This window comes from Staphylococcus americanisciuri (assembly GCF_024814435.1).
Lineage (GTDB): Bacteria > Bacillota > Bacilli > Staphylococcales > Staphylococcaceae > Staphylococcus > Staphylococcus americanisciuri.
Window position 1 is genome coordinate 110,584 of sequence record NZ_JANUXY010000002.1, and the last position, 16,330, is coordinate 126,913.

Here is a 16,330-nt window from a genome sequence, read left to right on the forward strand (position 1 = left end):
GTGACACTACCGCTTTTTTGACGAACATTTATTTATCTTGTGCTAACTTACTTGTTGAACGCTTTTGCAATACAACTGCTAATGCACCAACAAAAATGAGCAGTGCTGCAATTCCGATGACACCTAAATATTTTGTAATATAGCCAACGATAATACCGACTGCTAAGAAATCTGTATCTGAGAATGTTGTTGCAGCTGAGCCTAATTCACCCATAAACGGAATAAACAATAATGGTAAGAAAGTAATCAGTAAACCATTTAACGCTGACCCTGCAACAGCTCCTTTAATACCCCCTCGTGCATTCCCAAACACACCAGCTGTCGCACCTAAAAAGAAGTGCGGGACAACACCTGGTAGAATAACTACACCACCAAGCAAGAACATGACGAACATACCCGCAACACCTGTAATAAAGCTGACGAAGAAACCAATCAACACCGCATTTTGTGCATAAGGGAAGACAATCGGGCAGTCTAATGCTGGCTTTGTATTTGGAACGAGTTTTTCAGAAATCCCTTTAAATGCTGGTACGATTTCTGCCAAAATTAAACGAACACCCGTTAAAATAATGAAGACACCCGCGGCAAATGTTACACCTTGAATAACTGAAAAAACGATAAAGTTTGTGCCATCACTCAACTCTGTATGTACATAGTGTGGTCCAGCAAATAATGCGGCAATGATATAAAGTACAATCATCGTTAACGAAATACTGATTGTACTTTCACGTAAGAAGCTTAATCCTTTAGGAAACTTAATATCTTCCGTAGACTTAGATTTGCCCTCGAAAAGCTTCCCTACTTCTCCCGCAGCCCAGTAACTGAGCGTTCCAAAATGACCAATCGCAACTTGATCTGATCCTGTAATCTTTCTCATTGTTGATTGACCGAGCGCTGGTAAGACAGCCATAATCAACCCTAGAATCAAGGAACCTAAGACGACCGTCAGAGTGCCAGTAATATTACCAACTGTAAGTAAAATGGCTAGGAATGCTGCCATATAGAATGTATGATGCCCTGTGAGAAAGATATATTTAAGGTTTGAGAACCGTGCAATCAAAATATTCACAAGCATCCCAAACATCATAATGAGTGCTGCAGTAGTGCCATATTCTTTCAATGCAATAGAGATAATCGCTTCATTGTTCGGCACAACTCCTTGAACGCCAAATGCCTCTTGGAACATTTGACCGAACGGCTCGAGTGAACTCGTCACAACACCTGCACCCGCACTTAATACAAGGAACCCTAAGATTGTTTTAATCGTCCCTGATGTAATATCTGCGACAGACTTTTTCTGAACTACTAACCCAATCAGCGCGATTAAAGCAACGAGAATTGCTGGCTGACTAAAAACATCGACAAAAAATTCTAATACTGCATTCATAGCGTCAACTCCTTTTTGTTTATAATTGATTCATTGCTTTAAGTTGAGCTTCTAACTTCTCTTGCAATTCTACTTTGTCCAAAATATTATCTAGTACAATGACGTCACCGAGGCGTTGTGCATTTTCTTCTAAATCACGACCACAAATAAATAGATCTGCCATTTCAGGGCTTGCGGTCATAATGTCACTATGTGCCACCTCAATATCTGCAGGTGCTTGTAGTTGTTTTAAAGCTTCCTGTACATTCATCTCAACCATAAAGCTACTCCCTAAACCGTGTCCGCATACAACTAAAATTTTCATATTAATTTCGCTCCTCTAATAATGTTTTAATTGCTTCCTTACTTTTCGCAGCCATGAGTGCTTCTACAATCTTTGTATCGCTCAATCGCATGGCCAAGTTTCTCAGTATTTCTAAATGTGCTGCTTCATCCACCGCACTTAATACAAAAATCAGTGTCGCATAACGACCTGTTTCTGAAAAATTGATATGTTCATCTAACTTCAACAAACTCAATCCTACTTGATAAACATCTTCACTCGGTCTTGCATGTGCAATCGCAATTTCTGGTGCAATAACAATATATGGTCCCATTTCATGCACACTGTTAATCATTGCGTCAATATATGTTTGCTCAAAATAACCCGCTTCATATAACGGTTGTGACGCAATGCGAATAGCAGATTCCCAATCATCCACACTTTCTTTCAATTGAATATGTGACGCTTGAATCAATTCTGACATTTATGCATCTTCCTCCTGACTAAGACTAACATTCTGTATACTTTGAATAATCGCTGTCCGATCACCTTCCAACAAATGCTGCCGATCTGTTTCATTCATAATAAGCTGACTTAACTGACCGAGCGCATTCAGATGGACATGTGGGTTACTCGTCGCCAATACAATGACCACTTTTACCGGATCAAATCGCTCGTGGTTGAATACAACACCTTCTTGATAATGAACGAGTGCCATACTGACAGGCACTTGAACATATTCAAAGTGTGCATGCATCAATGCGATATGCGGACTGATAACCATATACGGACCAAAACGATTCAATTGCGTGAGAATATCTTGTGCATATTGCTCATCAACATGCCCTGATGCTACTAACAGTCCTACACTCTGGTGAATAGCAGCCGTTCGATTTTCCGCAAATTGACCTGTAAGTACATGACGTTCTAGCAAAACATCTTTTAGCGTGGGACCTACTAGTTGATGATGTGCTACTGTTGTTTCACGATGTGCATTTATCATCTGATTAATCTGTGCACGATCAGCTTTATTTAAAAATGGTGTTACAGTCATCACTGGTACTGAAAATCGATCAACAGACACCGTCGAAATAATATAATCAATACCTTGTGATTGGAGAAACGACTCTGAAATATCATATATTGAAAAAGCATCTACAATTTCTAACTCTGGATAGATGTTCTGAATACGACTTTTCAATAATTGAGATGTCCCAACTCCTGAACCACACAACAAAATCACTTTAATACGCGCTGCTTTTGTAGCATTGACACGCTCCATAGATGAAGCAAAATGAAGTGCTAAATACGCAAGCTCATCATCATTAAACACAACTTGATAGGCACTTTCTAAAATCTTCACTTGCTGTTGAATAACCGTAATTAAATCATGATAATCACGTATAATTTCTGCCTTCAACGGATTGGTATGCATCATATCAAAACGCATGCGATGTAGCGCCGGTTGCAAATGCGTCAACAAATTTGTACATAATTTGTGATCACGCACAAATGGTACACCCATCTGTGCGCTCACCTGCTGGATAAATGTTTGTATTATACATCCCAACTCATCAACATCATCTTTAACATGAAACGTTGTCCCTTTTGCACCTAACAAATGTAGCGTAATAAACGCCGCTTCCGTTTCTGGAAATGCTACATCGAACAACGCTTCTAATTGCTCAGTCATATCTAGTGCCAACTGAAATGCCTCTGTGTTCTGCAAGCGTTGATACTCTGCGTCAGGTATTTCAAAATGAAACTGATCACGTGCACGATGAATAGCTATAACAATATGGAAAATCAAGCCATCGATAGCTTCTTGTACAAGTTGTACTTGTTGATGACGCAATGCTGATACAACAATTCTCCTAATGTGCTCTAACTCGTCTTGTGAAAAATTCACAATCCCTAAATGAGGGGCTGCATGCTGAAAATACGTATGTACCACATTGGCATAAGCTTCTCTCAACGCTTTTTCATTTCCTTCAATTACAAAGCCTTTATTATAGACATATTCTAAACGCAATTCATAATGAGCCAATTCACTCTGAACAGCTTTTAAATCTTCTACAACTGTCCGTCTTGAAACATGTAACATTTCTGCAAGCATGTTTGAACTCACTGGTTGTATCGCTTCAAATAATCTCAGTAAAATATAATCTTTACGTTCCTCTTTGGAATAATGTACGACCCTAGCATCATACTCTGCCTTTTGTATTACTGCTGAATCATTAATCATAATACCGAGGTGTTTATTTCTAACAACTTCTAATTGGTATTGTTCTTGAAACGATTCAATATATGCCAAATCATATTGAATGGTTCTCTCTGATACGTGAAACTGATCGGCCAATTCTACAATCGTAACAAACCTTTGTCGCGAAGAAAGATACGTGACAATCTGTCTTTGACGATCACTCAACACATGCATTACCTCCCTATAATTATTGTAAGCGTTTACCGTCATTTGTGGATGTGCAATCTATTTCGCCTAACAATCCGAAACTTTTCACAGCCACTTTAGTATGTATATATATAATACTGATAACTTTGTTTTGTTAGATAAAAATAATATAAAAATCAATTAAATTTGTTTACAATGACAATGAGGGGTGACCTATGAAAAATTTATACACTATTGAACTTGACCATCCGAACGATGAACAAATCAAATTAAATGATGGCTTAAAAATTATTTTGGTATTAAAGGGCACAATCCAGATATTGAAAAACCAAGAAAAACAATCCTATAAAGCTGGTGAGTTATTCTTAATCAATCATAGAGAAACGTATCGATTCGTACCAAATGAAGGCGTACTATATATTGCTATCCAATTCAAGGTGCATTATTTACAAAATTATATATATGATGCTGCACATAAATATTTCGTATTGGAAAAAGAAACTTTACAAGAAGTCATTTACAAACAAATGGTAAATGCGATTGCCAATATTGGTATTGTTCATATTCGACAAGGTGCATTCCACCGCCTATATATTGAACAAAAACTCATGGATTTAATGTTTATTTTGGTACGCTACTTGTCAACTAAACAGCCACTTCATCATCAAGAGAACGCACAAGATCAACGCTTAGAAACTGTATGTCGCTATATTGAAACACATTATGCCGAGCCGATTACATTGAATACCGTTGCAGAGATGATCCACTTAAGTCCCTCCTATTTATCTAAGTTGTTCACCAAACAAATGGGCACTGGCTTCAATCACTACATCAATTATATCCGCTTAGAGCATTGTAAAGCAGACCTTATTAACACCAACGAACCCATTACGCATATTGCTTATAAACATGGTTTCACGAGCTCAAATATGCTCTTAAAATATTTTAAGCAAGACACACAACTTACACCGACAGCGTACCGAAATCATTATCAACACGACACCTCAGACCCATCACTGACAACAAATGAAAAAATATCTCAACATACCTATTTATATTATTTATCGTTATTCATCAACGCGAATATGGATACTGTCATTCAATCACCCGATGCACAAAAAGTCATTGACGTGGCTTTAACTGATCAAATGAAACAGCTATCACATTATGACCACGTAATACAAATAGGCAACCTAGATACTTTACTTGTTCAACGCTTCAGAAAACAATTAATTGAAGTAAAAAATGTGCTTGGTTTAGGTCATGTGTTAACGAAAGATCCCATACAAACACGTCGACTTATTAGTGAATCTATTGAAAGCGATGAAGCCATTCCAAATGTACATCCTTATATGAAAATAGATGAATGTCTCAACTTTTTATTAGCATATGATATCGGCTTAGGCATGGAAATTCATCCACCACAATCACAGGCAAATTTCCAACAATATTGCAGAGATTTATCACGATTATTAGAACACATGTACAATGTTGTATCGGATAGCAAACAACTTAAGTTAGTCGTTTATTTAAACTGCCTTGATAGTGCAAGATTTGAAAAAGTTATCACATTATTTAGGTATTATTTCGCTGATACAACGGTTGTACTCAACGTCAATATTAACCATACAGAAAAAGCAAACCTTGCTCAGTCGTTATTGCATATGCATAGACAACACATTAATGCGATTGCTTTTGATGCGAATCAAAACGACATCGTTGACTTTGCCTCTATAGAGAACAATCAATACAATCAAGCAAAAAAACATATCACATTACAACTGAAGAAGCTTATGAATTGGCTTTCATTAAATCATGATGCGCCCCTGCCATTTATATTATTAAATTGGAATACCTTGACAGGAGACACTAACTTAACAAACGGAGAGTACTTTAGAGCGGGGATTATTTTTGAACAACTCATCGAAATGAATCAACAAGTCAAAACGATTGGTTACTGGCTAAACTATGAAATTCATCAGCAATACAATCACACTGATGCTGTCACTCAACTCAATGGCATTGACCTATATCACCAATTCGATGGCAAACGCCCTGCTTTCTTTGCCAGTATGTTTTTCAATAGATTATTCAAACGCATACTGTATCACAATGACAATTGCATCATTCTAGGTACACACCATCATTTTCAAGTCGTTATTTGGGATGCCGAGCACTATAATCCATACTTTACGTTGGATACACACCTAAGCATCCATAGTCACAAAGAATATCAACTCAATATAGACGGTGTTATGCCTGGAAAGTATAAGATTAAACACCTCATACTAGATAAAAATCATGGTGCACTTTATAAAGTTTGGCAACAGTATAATACACAGCATGGTATGGATGAAGAAACCATCGCATACGTGAATCGAATCTCTTATCCAAAGTTAGATATTAGCGAAGTAGAAGTTCTACAAAAATTAACATATCATCTAAAATTACTCACAAATGCTGTCCATATTATTGAATTCAAGAAATATATTAACCCAGATAGGGCAACTAACTAAATTTATTAACAGTCATACACTTTATGACAAAAATGGATATAACAATTTTGTCCTCATGCGTTTTTTATTCTCTTAAGTAAGAAATAAAATATCAAAATAATAAAAATAAGGTATTGAAGAAATGCATCCTACATTAAAGTAAGAGTTGTAAAAAAACAAGTCAACTTACTTAAACAAGGCTTAGGAGGAACAAAACATGGTTCAACAGCACAATGATCAAACGTATCGCGGGGGAAATAAGTTAATATTAGGTATTGTCCTCGGGGTTATTACATTTTGGTTATTCGCACAATCACTATTGAATGTTGTACCTACTTTACAAAATACATTCAATAGTAACATAGGTACAATTAGTACTGCCGTAAGCATCACCGCACTCTTTTCAGGGATGTTCATCGTAGGTGCAGGTAGTTTAGCAGACAGAATCGGACGTGTTAAAACGACATATATCGGCTTGTGGCTCAGCATTATCGGGTCGCTACTTATCATTTCAACCAATATACCGGCGCTATTAATTTTAGGGCGTGTCATCCAAGGATTATCTGCCGCAGCAATTATGCCGTCAACACTTGCCATTATGAAAACATACTATGAAGGTAAAGAACGTCAACGTGCCTTAAGTTACTGGTCTATCGGTTCATGGGGTGGTTCTGGATTAGCTTCATTATTCGGTGGTGTCGTTGCAACAAACTTTGGATGGCGTTGGATTTTTATTATCTCAATCATTATTGCTATTCTTTCAATGGTGTTAATCAAAGGCACACCAGAAACAAAATCTATCAGCAATGTTAAATTAAAATTTGATATTCCAGGGCTTATACTACTTGTTATCATGATGTTAAGCATCAATATCATCATCACACAAAGTGGTACATTCGGATTTATGTCACCATTAATTCTAGGATTAATCGCAGTTTTTATCATCGCAACATTTATATTTATTAAAGTAGAGAAAAGACATGTTAACCCATTAATTGACTTTAAACTTTTCCAATCAAAGCCATATACTGGTGCTACATTATCCAACTTCTTATTAAATGGCGTTGCAGGGGTGTTACTTGTCGCAAATACATTTGTTCAACAAGGATTAGGCTTTAATGAATCTCAAACTGGATGGCTCTCTATCACATATCTGTTCGCTGTCTTAATGATGATTCGTGTCGGCGAGAAAATTTTGCAAAAAGTCGGTGCCAAAAAACCAATGTTACTTGGTACGTTTATCAACATGTGCGGTATTATATTGATTTCACTCACATTCTTACCGAGTACGCTTTACGTTATCGTATGTATTATTGGCTACCTGCTCTACGGCTTAGGCTTAGGTTTCTATGCAACACCTTCAACAGATATGGCAATCTCAAATTCACCGGAAGATAAAGTTGGTGCTGCTTCAGGAGTCTACAAAATGGCATCATCATTGGGTGGTGCATTCGGTATCGCATTATCAGGTGCCTTATACGGTGCTGTAGCCAATGCAACGAATGTACAAGTCGGCGCAATGGCTGGTCTTGGACTCAACGTAGTAATGGCATTGTTATCATTAATCATTATTATGATTACCGTACCAGCATTCAAAAAAGCCGCATAAAAAGGAGGATATTTCATTGTTACAAACACTTATTAATACTTTAAAAAACAAAGAATCTCGTATGATCGATATCCGTCGTCATTTGCATCAACATCCAGAATTATCATTCCACGAGAAAGAAACACCGAAATATATTGCGAATTTTTACCGTGATAAAGATTGTACAGTAGAAACAGATATCGGACCTAATGGTTTGAAAGTAACCATCGACAGTGGCAACCCTGGCAAAACGATTGCTATTCGTGCAGACTTTGACGCTTTGCCAATTAAAGAAGATACAGGCTTGCCTTTCGCCTCTGTAAATGAAGGTGTTATGCATGCTTGTGGACATGATGCACATACTGCTTATATGCTCATCTTGGCTGAAACTTTGATTGAAATGAAAGATCAATTCAATGGTAAAGTAGTTATTATTCATCAACCAGCCGAAGAGGTTCCACCTGGTGGCGCACAAGCGATGATTAAAGATGGTGTGCTAGATGGTGTCGATCACGTATTAGGTGTCCATGTTATGAGTCATATGCCTGTTGGAAACATTTATTATCGTGAAGGCAATGTCCAAACAGGACGTGACTTCTTTAACTTGAAAATCCAAGGTAAAGGCGGTCATGGTTCGTCACCACATACTGCCAATGACACGATTGTTGCAGGATCTTATTTTGTCACAGCCCTCCAAACAGTGGTTTCAAGACGTTTAAATCCTTTCGAAACAGGTGTGGTTACAATCGGTTCATTTGATGGTAAAGGACAATTTAACATTATTCAAGACAGTGTTGAAATTGCAGGCGATGTACGCGCTTTGACAGACGCAACAAAACAAACAATCAAAAAAGAAATCACACGTCTCTCTAATGGTCTTGAAGCGATGTTTGGTGTTACTTGTGACTTAGACTATAATGATGACTATCCAGCACTTTACAACGATCCAGCATTCACACAATTCGTTGTTTCATCGATTGAAAATGCTGAAACAGATGCTATTCAAGGTATTGAGCGCTGTGAGCCTCAGCCACCATCTGAAGACTTCGCTTATTATGCTAAAGAAATACCAAGTACCTTTATCTATGCAGGCGCAGCACCTGAAAATGGTGAAGTCTACCCACATCATCATCCAAAATTTGATATTAGTGAAAAATCGTTACGCGTCGCAGCTGAAGCTGTTGGTATTACTGTGCTAAGTTATTTAGCATAAAAATCATACTTTGGGATTAAATGAGGACAAGCTTTCAAACATAAGCATACTATTCTTCTCCCATTAGCGCCCGACTTAGTTCTTATTCTATATATCACAAATACTCTCAATTTTGTTTGTAATCTTACACTCTATTCTATAAGACCTTCCTCATCAAGAAATCAACTACGATCGGACGCATACATTAGAATCCCCCTATTTCTAAAATGTTAATTAGAGATAGGGGGATTCTTTATTTACAACTTTTATTTAGAAGCTTTCTTTGGTACCGGAATTGTTAAAAAGATAATAATGAAAGCTAGTAGTGCTAATACAATATTGAGTCCTAGCCCTACCATTGAACCTGTTTGAATATTTGTCGCTTCAGTGACAGCACCATACACTGCGCCTGATAATGCAATTCCGAACGCATTACCAAGTGAAGATGCCATTTTGTAGATACCCGATGCGGCACCTGCTTTATCTTGAGGAGAGTTGGCAATCGCTGTATCCGTTGAAGGCGTCGCATAAAAACCTAATCCAAATCCATAGAATAGATAACCCACCACACAAACTGCCATATACACTGTGCTTGGTAAAAAAGTTAACGAAATCATAGCGATGCCTAACATGTTAAATAGTGCACCAATCAACATTGGCTTTCTTGCACCAACACGTTGTAAAACCATTTCTCCCACACGAATCATCGCCAATACCGTAACTAAGTATGTAATCGATAAAAAACCTGCTTGTGAACCGTTAAGTCCTAATCCTTGTTGAACATAGGTATTAGAGACGAGCAATGTGCCTGCTACGCCATTTAATAGAAAATTAGACAATGTTGCTCCGGTATAAGATGTCGATTGAAACAATTTAAAATCAATAAGTGGCGTATCTTGATGCTTTTCTGCTTTAATAAATAGAAAAGTTGAGACAACAAATAGCAACAACAAACTTAAAATAATTGGTGAGAAAATGCCCAATGTCCCACTCTGTGTAATGACAATGTTAATACTCAGCATCATCAGCACAAACAGAATAAGACCACGCACATCAAAACGGTAATTTGAGCGATGGGTTGCTTTAGTCTCCGGCGTACCCTTAATCAATACCATCGATGCAAGTGCAACTACGATTGAAATGATGAAAATCCAACGCCAACCAAAATAAGTTGCAATCACACCACCAAACAATGAAGCAATACCAGATCCACCCCATGAACCGATAGACCAATAGCTCAATGCACGTTGTCGATCTTTACCGCGATAATACGTCTTCATAATTGCGAGTGTCGATGGCATAATTGCTGCGGCGGATAATCCTTGGATGGCACGCCCTAAAATTAATAACGCCGGTATATCTGTTAAAATGATGAGTAGTGACCCGATAATACTAAGCCACAAACCAATATATGTCGTTTTGACACGTCCAATTTTATCCGCTAGACTACCTGCCCCAACAACAAACATACCTGAAAAGAGTGCGGTAATACTGACTGCAATACTAATCGTTCCAAGGTTGCTTTTAAACGTATTCTGTAATGCTGGCACCACATTTAATAGTGATTGTGCAAACAACCAAAACGTGATAACACCGAGCACAATTCCCAGTATTAACTTATTATCTCCTCGATACGTCTGTGGGTTATCTTGTTGAACCATATTTGTTCCTCCTAGGTCTTTGTTAAGAAATACAAATGATTACATGAGGGATAATATTTATATCTCTTAATAGCTCCGCACACTTTATATCAATCATCGCCAGAGCTGAGACATCACATTATTTTATACTGAGAAACAAATTGTCAGTATTCAAGAAGCAAGACGCCAATAAATCTCCCATCATTCTAGCAAAATGGGGAGCACTTCAAGGAGCAAAACAGAAACATCACCTTTAACAAAGATGACTAGAAATGAAAAATTTATAAAAGTAATTTTTCACTCCAGTCAACTGCCGTCTCCTAGTACCTCAACCATATCAGTCGTTCTATTCATAACCTGACTCTCTAATCTCAACCTCATCTTTGAAATACGTAATGCATACAATCTTATTTATTATCACTTTAGCACATCTTTAATAGATACAGGTAGAAATATAATAGTGTAAACGAATTCATTTTGTGAATAAAAAATTTGTGTATTGTTGAGATATATTTTTCATATATTTTGATATATAAATAAAATGATAAAGGGGGATTTTACAATCAACTTAGCCACCTATAAACAGAAAAACGCCATGTGAATTTCATGTTATTATTGAGGTTACCACACCAAATCAATAAAGGACTGAATTCACATGACGCATACTCATTTTAACACTTGTTGAACACGGTTTGAGATATTAAAAGTCATCGATAGTAAAAGTGCTTCATCAGTATCTAGAAATTTAAAAGAACTTTTAATGCATTAAATGAAAAAGCATCTAAAATCTTCAAGCCAATCATATCAGATGATAGTTCAGAATTTACATCACTTTACGAAGATTTTGGACATATATTTCACACATACATTTTCATCATATAAACGTGGAACAAGCGAAAGCTAACATAAAATGATACATCTATTTATTCCCAAAAGCACAAGATATATCCAATGTCACAGAATCATTCATTAAGGAAATACAACCATACATGAGTAACGACCCAAGCAAGACTTTGAATTATAAGCGTATCATGAAATGGCAAAGTGTTTAAAAAGTCTTGAGTTATATTAAACAATACTTAGCGTTAGTGACCTGTTATGGAAAGATAATTTAATCAATACACAACAGGTTCAATAGCTAAAATTTATGAATGCCTCAATAGTTATAGGTGGATAAAACTTGAAATTTGCGCTTTATTTTTTCACACCACATAAAATTATTTATTAGAATTTATTCTAATACATGCATATATAAAAATTAAAAAACAAGCTATAGAACTCAAAAAAAGAGCCCAAAATGAATTACACTTTTCTAATAATATCCCTCCTAAGAATAAACCTGCTGGTCGAGATGTAAATACTGCTGTTTTAAATACACTATTTACTCTACCTAAGTAATATTCAGGAGTAGATTCTTGCCTTAATGTTATTATTGCGATGTTTAGAATAGCTTGCGTGAAGTAAGTAAAACCTAAAAATATAGAGAGAAAATGAACACTAGTACTAAATGGTATTGCCATCCTAAACATAAAGCCTATAAATAAGATAAGAATAATCATTTGTTTAAATGAAAACTTTATTCTTAAATAATTTGTTGTTAGAGATCCTAATAATGCGCCTAAAGAAGCTATACCAAATACAACTCCTAAAGCTTTGCTATCTTTTTCTAAAACCTCTTTGACAAATAATACAATATAAAGATAGTATGGACTAATTATTAAATTAGATATTACCAATATTATAGCCATATTTTTAATTAAAGGTGCTTTAAATATGTAATTAATTCCAGTTTTTATATCCTTTAAGATAGTATTAAGAGATATAAGGTTAATATTAGACGGTTTAATATATTCTATAGATATTAAGCTTAAACTTATGATGGAGATGACAAAGGTAAAGGCATCGATAATAATTAATATCGAATAACCTATCAAAGAATATAAAATCCCCCCAAGTATTGGACCTATAAACTCTGCTATATTTTGTGAGGCATATATATAACTATTTGCCTCAGTAAGTTGTTGTTTTTCTACAATTTTAGGTATTATAGAAATTTCTGATATACTATGAAAAACAAGGGCTATTCCTGAAATAATTGAAACAATATACATATGATAGATACTTAAATTTCCAAAGTAATCATAAAGTGGAATAGAAATATATGCAATAATACGTAAAAAATCAGCATACTGCATGATTCTTTTCTTATCTAATTTATCTATTAAAACACCCGCAGGCAACCCTAACAATGCATAGGGAACAAATACTAATGCGGAGGCTATACCTAAATGTATAGGGGAATTAGTGATTTTAAGAATCATCAAAGGAAAGACAAATACTGTAAAAGCATTCCCTATATTTGATAAAAAAACGCCTATAAAGTATATAATGAACTTCTTATTTTTTAATACTGAACTATATGCCATAAATTATCTCCCCCCATTTTTATATAGAAAAACGTACTCTATTCAATATAATTTCGTGATTTACTATAGTTATTAGCCTCACAGTAGTAAGCCTGGAACAATATCAGAAGGTAAAAGTATATTTGACGCAATTTTTTGAATATAGAATATCTTCAAAAACCATATTACATATACCTTGTTTCTATACTCAATAACAATATGCTGTGTAACTATTATGCATATGCCCAAAAATCATATGCTATACAGTAAATTGCTAGATTCGCTACCGTCTGCAATCTCATTTATCAAAACGCCCTAATACTCTAAATAAAAACCTAGCTCTACACCTATTAGATGCAGAGCCTACAAATTTCTTGTTAATTTCGGTTAATTAATAATATATGTTATATCCATCATTTTCAACTCATATTGCCAATAAACGTTGAAAACACAAAAAAACCTCGCACACTCCAATGAGTTGCGAGGCTTTATATATCTTACGCTTCATCTTTAACGAATGGTAATAATGCCATATGACGTGCGCGTTTGATAGCTGTAGTCAACATACGTTGATATTTAGCTGAAGTACCTGTCACACGACGAGGCAAAATTTTACCACGTTCAGAAATAAAACGTTTTAATAATTCAGTGTCTTTGTAGTCGATGTGTGTAATACCGTTTGCTGTGAAGTAACAAACTTTTTTACGACGACGACCACCTCTTCTTGGTCCACCTGCCATGATTGTGTGCCTCCCTTCCTGTTCAAAATTTTTATTGTTCAGTTCGTAATTTTAGAATGGTAAATCATCATCACTAATGTCAATTGGTCCATTCGCATTCGCAAATGGGTTGTCATTATGTGCTGGCTGATTGTTTTGATATGACGAATTTTGACCTTGCTGTTGTCCACCGAAACTTTGTCCATAACTTGGGAAGTCGTTTCCTGGGTTCGGACTATTTTGTGCGTGTCGTTGATTTGCTGATTTCGGCTCAAGGAATTGAACACTATCGCAAACCACTTCGGTAACATATACGCGTCGGCCTTCTTGGTTTTCGTAACTGCGTGACTGTAAGCGACCATCAACACCTGCAAGGCTACCTTTAAATAAGAAATTACTAACATTCTCAGCTTGTTTACGGAAAACAACACAGTTAATAAAATCTGCTTCACGTTCCCCTTGCGCATTCGTAAACGTACGATTTACTGCGAGAGTAAAAGTCGCTACACTTACGCCTGAGGGTGTCGTTCTGTATTCAGGATCTTTAGTTAATCGACCTACTAATACAACTCTGTTAATCATGCTTCACGCCCCCATTAAGATTCTATTACTTTTCTTCGTCTTCACGAACAACAATGTAACGAATGATATCGTCATTGATTTTTGCTAAACGTTGGAATTCATCAGTCGCTGTGTTGTTTTCAGTTTGGATACGTACAATGTAGTAGTAACCATCTTTGAAATCTTCAATCTCGTAAGCTAAGCGACGTTTACCCCAGTCCTTTGTTTCTAATACTTCAGAACCGTCAGAAGCTAAAATTCCGTTGAAACGTTCAACAACTGCTTTACGTGCATCTTCCTCGATGCTAGGACGAACGATGTACATTACTTCATATTTTCTCATTGTATATTTGCACCTCCTTGTGGTCTATGCGGCTTGTTACTCATATGCAACAAGCAAGGAATAATTTTCATTACTCACATTTCAAAATTGTACCACACCCCTAGCCTTTTGACAATCATCAACCATTTATTTTTTTACACGACAGATAAGGACCTTATTTTCTAGTTGATACTACTTAACACGCACTTCTTAACCAAATTACTTTGGTCGCGGATAAAAAATACAATATCACTTCTAAATATGACAGACGATGTTGTATTGGCTTTGTTGGGCTATAATTTGTTAAATTCCATTCATATTTTACCTAGTATTGATTTAATTGCATTCTTATCACTATACTTGCTTATCAAATTAAACATTCAATATTAAGATGCATAATTATAGTAAATATACTACGAATAGATATAGTCTCGCTAATTCAGCTTGTTAACTTCAATATAAACTAAGTATTTTAAGTTTTAACAAGCAAAATAATATAGCTGATAATTGTAAACACAAAGCGATTATTGCATTTTATTTTCTTTTATGTTACATTATTATTACAAAAAATAAAGGAGTGGTTTTTAATGAAGAACGAAGCGAGCAAGGTAACAAGAACTTTTATGATTGGATTAATTCTAATCTTCTCTTTAGGAATTCTAATACCAAGCCCAAAAGTAGACGCAAGCGAAGCCGCTGGCACACTTACACAAAAGAATGAAAGTGTGTTTCACCTTGAATTAAATGACACTATCAAGGGATCACTTGATGAAAGTGGGCAATTGACACTATCAGATGAAAATGGCAAATCTGAAAAATTCCCTGTAGAAGCACAAGACAAAAACGATGATAAAGTGAAATTAGTTTACAAAAAAGTATCTGACGGTTATGATATTCAAGTTATTAAATTAGAAGAAGGAACTACCTTCTATAAAACAAATTGGGCAAAATGCACACTAGGCACAGCTGGCGGGCTTGGTACAGGCGTACTTGGCGGTGGAGCAGCCGGCTCAGTGATACCTGCCCTCGGTACAGGAGCCGGTATGGTTCTTGGCGGTGTCTCAGGAGCAGCTACTGGAGCGGCTGCAAGCTGTTTTGATTAATAACGAGGTGATAATAATGGAAAATTCGCTTTTTTGGAGTAGAAACTTTATCCCTGTTTATTTCATAGTAGCCTTTCTAACATTTTTATTGTTTAAGTTTTATATTCGTACCGATAACATTATTGCATATTTACCAATTTTACTTTGTGTAGTAATAGGCATTGCTTCACTTATCTACAACTTTAAAGAAAAAAGTGACTAGTAATTAAATTTATAGAAAGGCAGGGAGATAATTCCCATCCTCTT

14 protein-coding genes are annotated in these 16,330 nt (G+C 35.9%); 5 read left to right on the forward strand and 9 right to left on the reverse strand.

Features of this window, described 5'->3' with window-relative positions; translation table 11 throughout:
* Positions 1–28: 28 nt before the first annotated feature.
* From ulaA to NXS11_RS02660, 4 genes are read right to left on the reverse strand one after another with little or no spacing between them, the layout of a single operon-like run.
* The gene (gene ulaA, locus NXS11_RS02645; protein WP_259198417.1) at positions 29–1,387 is read right to left on the reverse strand and encodes a PTS ascorbate transporter subunit IIC; all 1,359 of its coding nucleotides are present in this window, start codon (positions 1,385–1,387) and stop codon (positions 29–31) included.
* Between the two features lie 19 nt (positions 1,388–1,406).
* On the reverse strand, positions 1,407–1,691 hold the full coding sequence (locus tag NXS11_RS02650) for a PTS sugar transporter subunit IIB (protein ID WP_259198418.1): 285 nt from the start codon (positions 1,689–1,691) through the stop codon (positions 1,407–1,409).
* A 1-nt stretch (position 1,692) separates the two neighbouring features.
* Positions 1,693–2,133, reverse strand: coding sequence for a PTS sugar transporter subunit IIA (locus NXS11_RS02655; protein WP_259198420.1), 441 nt, complete (start codon positions 2,131–2,133; stop codon positions 1,693–1,695).
* Positions 2,134–4,080, reverse strand: coding sequence for a BglG family transcription antiterminator (locus tag NXS11_RS02660; protein WP_259198422.1), 1,947 nt, complete (start codon positions 4,078–4,080; stop codon positions 2,134–2,136). It abuts the gene before it with no gap.
* A gap of 194 nt (positions 4,081–4,274) precedes the next feature.
* Here NXS11_RS02660 and aryK point away from each other — a divergent pair, with 194 nt between their 5' ends.
* From aryK to NXS11_RS02675, 3 genes are all read left to right on the forward strand, one after another.
* Positions 4,275–6,575 (forward strand): transcriptional regulator AryK, encoded by a 2,301-nt coding sequence (gene aryK / locus NXS11_RS02665; RefSeq protein WP_259198423.1) that lies wholly within the window; start codon positions 4,275–4,277, stop codon positions 6,573–6,575.
* 196 nt (positions 6,576–6,771) lie between these two features.
* Positions 6,772–8,163, forward strand: a complete 1,392-nt coding sequence (locus NXS11_RS02670; protein ID WP_259198425.1) for an MFS transporter — start codon at positions 6,772–6,774, stop codon at positions 8,161–8,163.
* A gap of 16 nt (positions 8,164–8,179) precedes the next feature.
* Positions 8,180–9,355, forward strand: coding sequence for a M20 family metallopeptidase (locus NXS11_RS02675; RefSeq protein WP_259198427.1), 1,176 nt, complete (start codon positions 8,180–8,182; stop codon positions 9,353–9,355).
* A gap of 245 nt (positions 9,356–9,600) precedes the next feature.
* Here the strand turns inward: NXS11_RS02675 and NXS11_RS02680 are convergent, their stop codons facing one another.
* From NXS11_RS02680 to rpsF, 5 genes are all read right to left on the reverse strand, one after another.
* Positions 9,601–10,995, reverse strand: coding sequence for an MFS transporter (locus NXS11_RS02680; protein WP_259198429.1), 1,395 nt, complete (start codon positions 10,993–10,995; stop codon positions 9,601–9,603).
* A gap of 1,196 nt (positions 10,996–12,191) precedes the next feature.
* Positions 12,192–13,400 (reverse strand): MFS transporter, encoded by a 1,209-nt coding sequence (locus NXS11_RS02685; RefSeq protein WP_259198430.1) that lies wholly within the window; start codon positions 13,398–13,400, stop codon positions 12,192–12,194.
* A 476-nt stretch (positions 13,401–13,876) separates the two neighbouring features.
* Positions 13,877–14,119 (reverse strand): 30S ribosomal protein S18, encoded by a 243-nt coding sequence (gene rpsR, locus NXS11_RS02690; RefSeq protein ID WP_014614919.1) that lies wholly within the window; start codon positions 14,117–14,119, stop codon positions 13,877–13,879.
* Positions 14,120–14,170: 51 nt separating this feature from the next.
* Positions 14,171–14,680 carry a single-stranded DNA-binding protein gene (gene ssb / locus NXS11_RS02695; RefSeq protein ID WP_259198447.1) on the reverse strand — a complete coding sequence of 170 codons (510 nt, stop codon included), beginning with the start codon at positions 14,678–14,680 and terminating at the stop codon, positions 14,171–14,173.
* Positions 14,681–14,705: 25 nt separating this feature from the next.
* On the reverse strand, positions 14,706–15,002 hold the full coding sequence (gene rpsF, locus NXS11_RS02700; RefSeq protein ID WP_259198448.1) for a 30S ribosomal protein S6: 297 nt from the start codon (positions 15,000–15,002) through the stop codon (positions 14,706–14,708).
* Between the two features lie 566 nt (positions 15,003–15,568).
* Between rpsF and NXS11_RS02705 the strand changes: the two genes are divergently transcribed.
* Together NXS11_RS02705 and NXS11_RS02710 are read left to right on the forward strand one after the other, a co-directional pair.
* Positions 15,569–16,084, forward strand: coding sequence for a hypothetical protein (locus NXS11_RS02705; protein WP_259198449.1), 516 nt, complete (start codon positions 15,569–15,571; stop codon positions 16,082–16,084).
* A gap of 16 nt (positions 16,085–16,100) precedes the next feature.
* Positions 16,101–16,286: a hypothetical protein gene (locus tag NXS11_RS02710; protein WP_259198450.1), complete on the forward strand. Its 186-nt coding sequence runs from the start codon at positions 16,101–16,103 to the stop codon at positions 16,284–16,286.
* Positions 16,287–16,330: the final 44 nt, after the last annotated feature.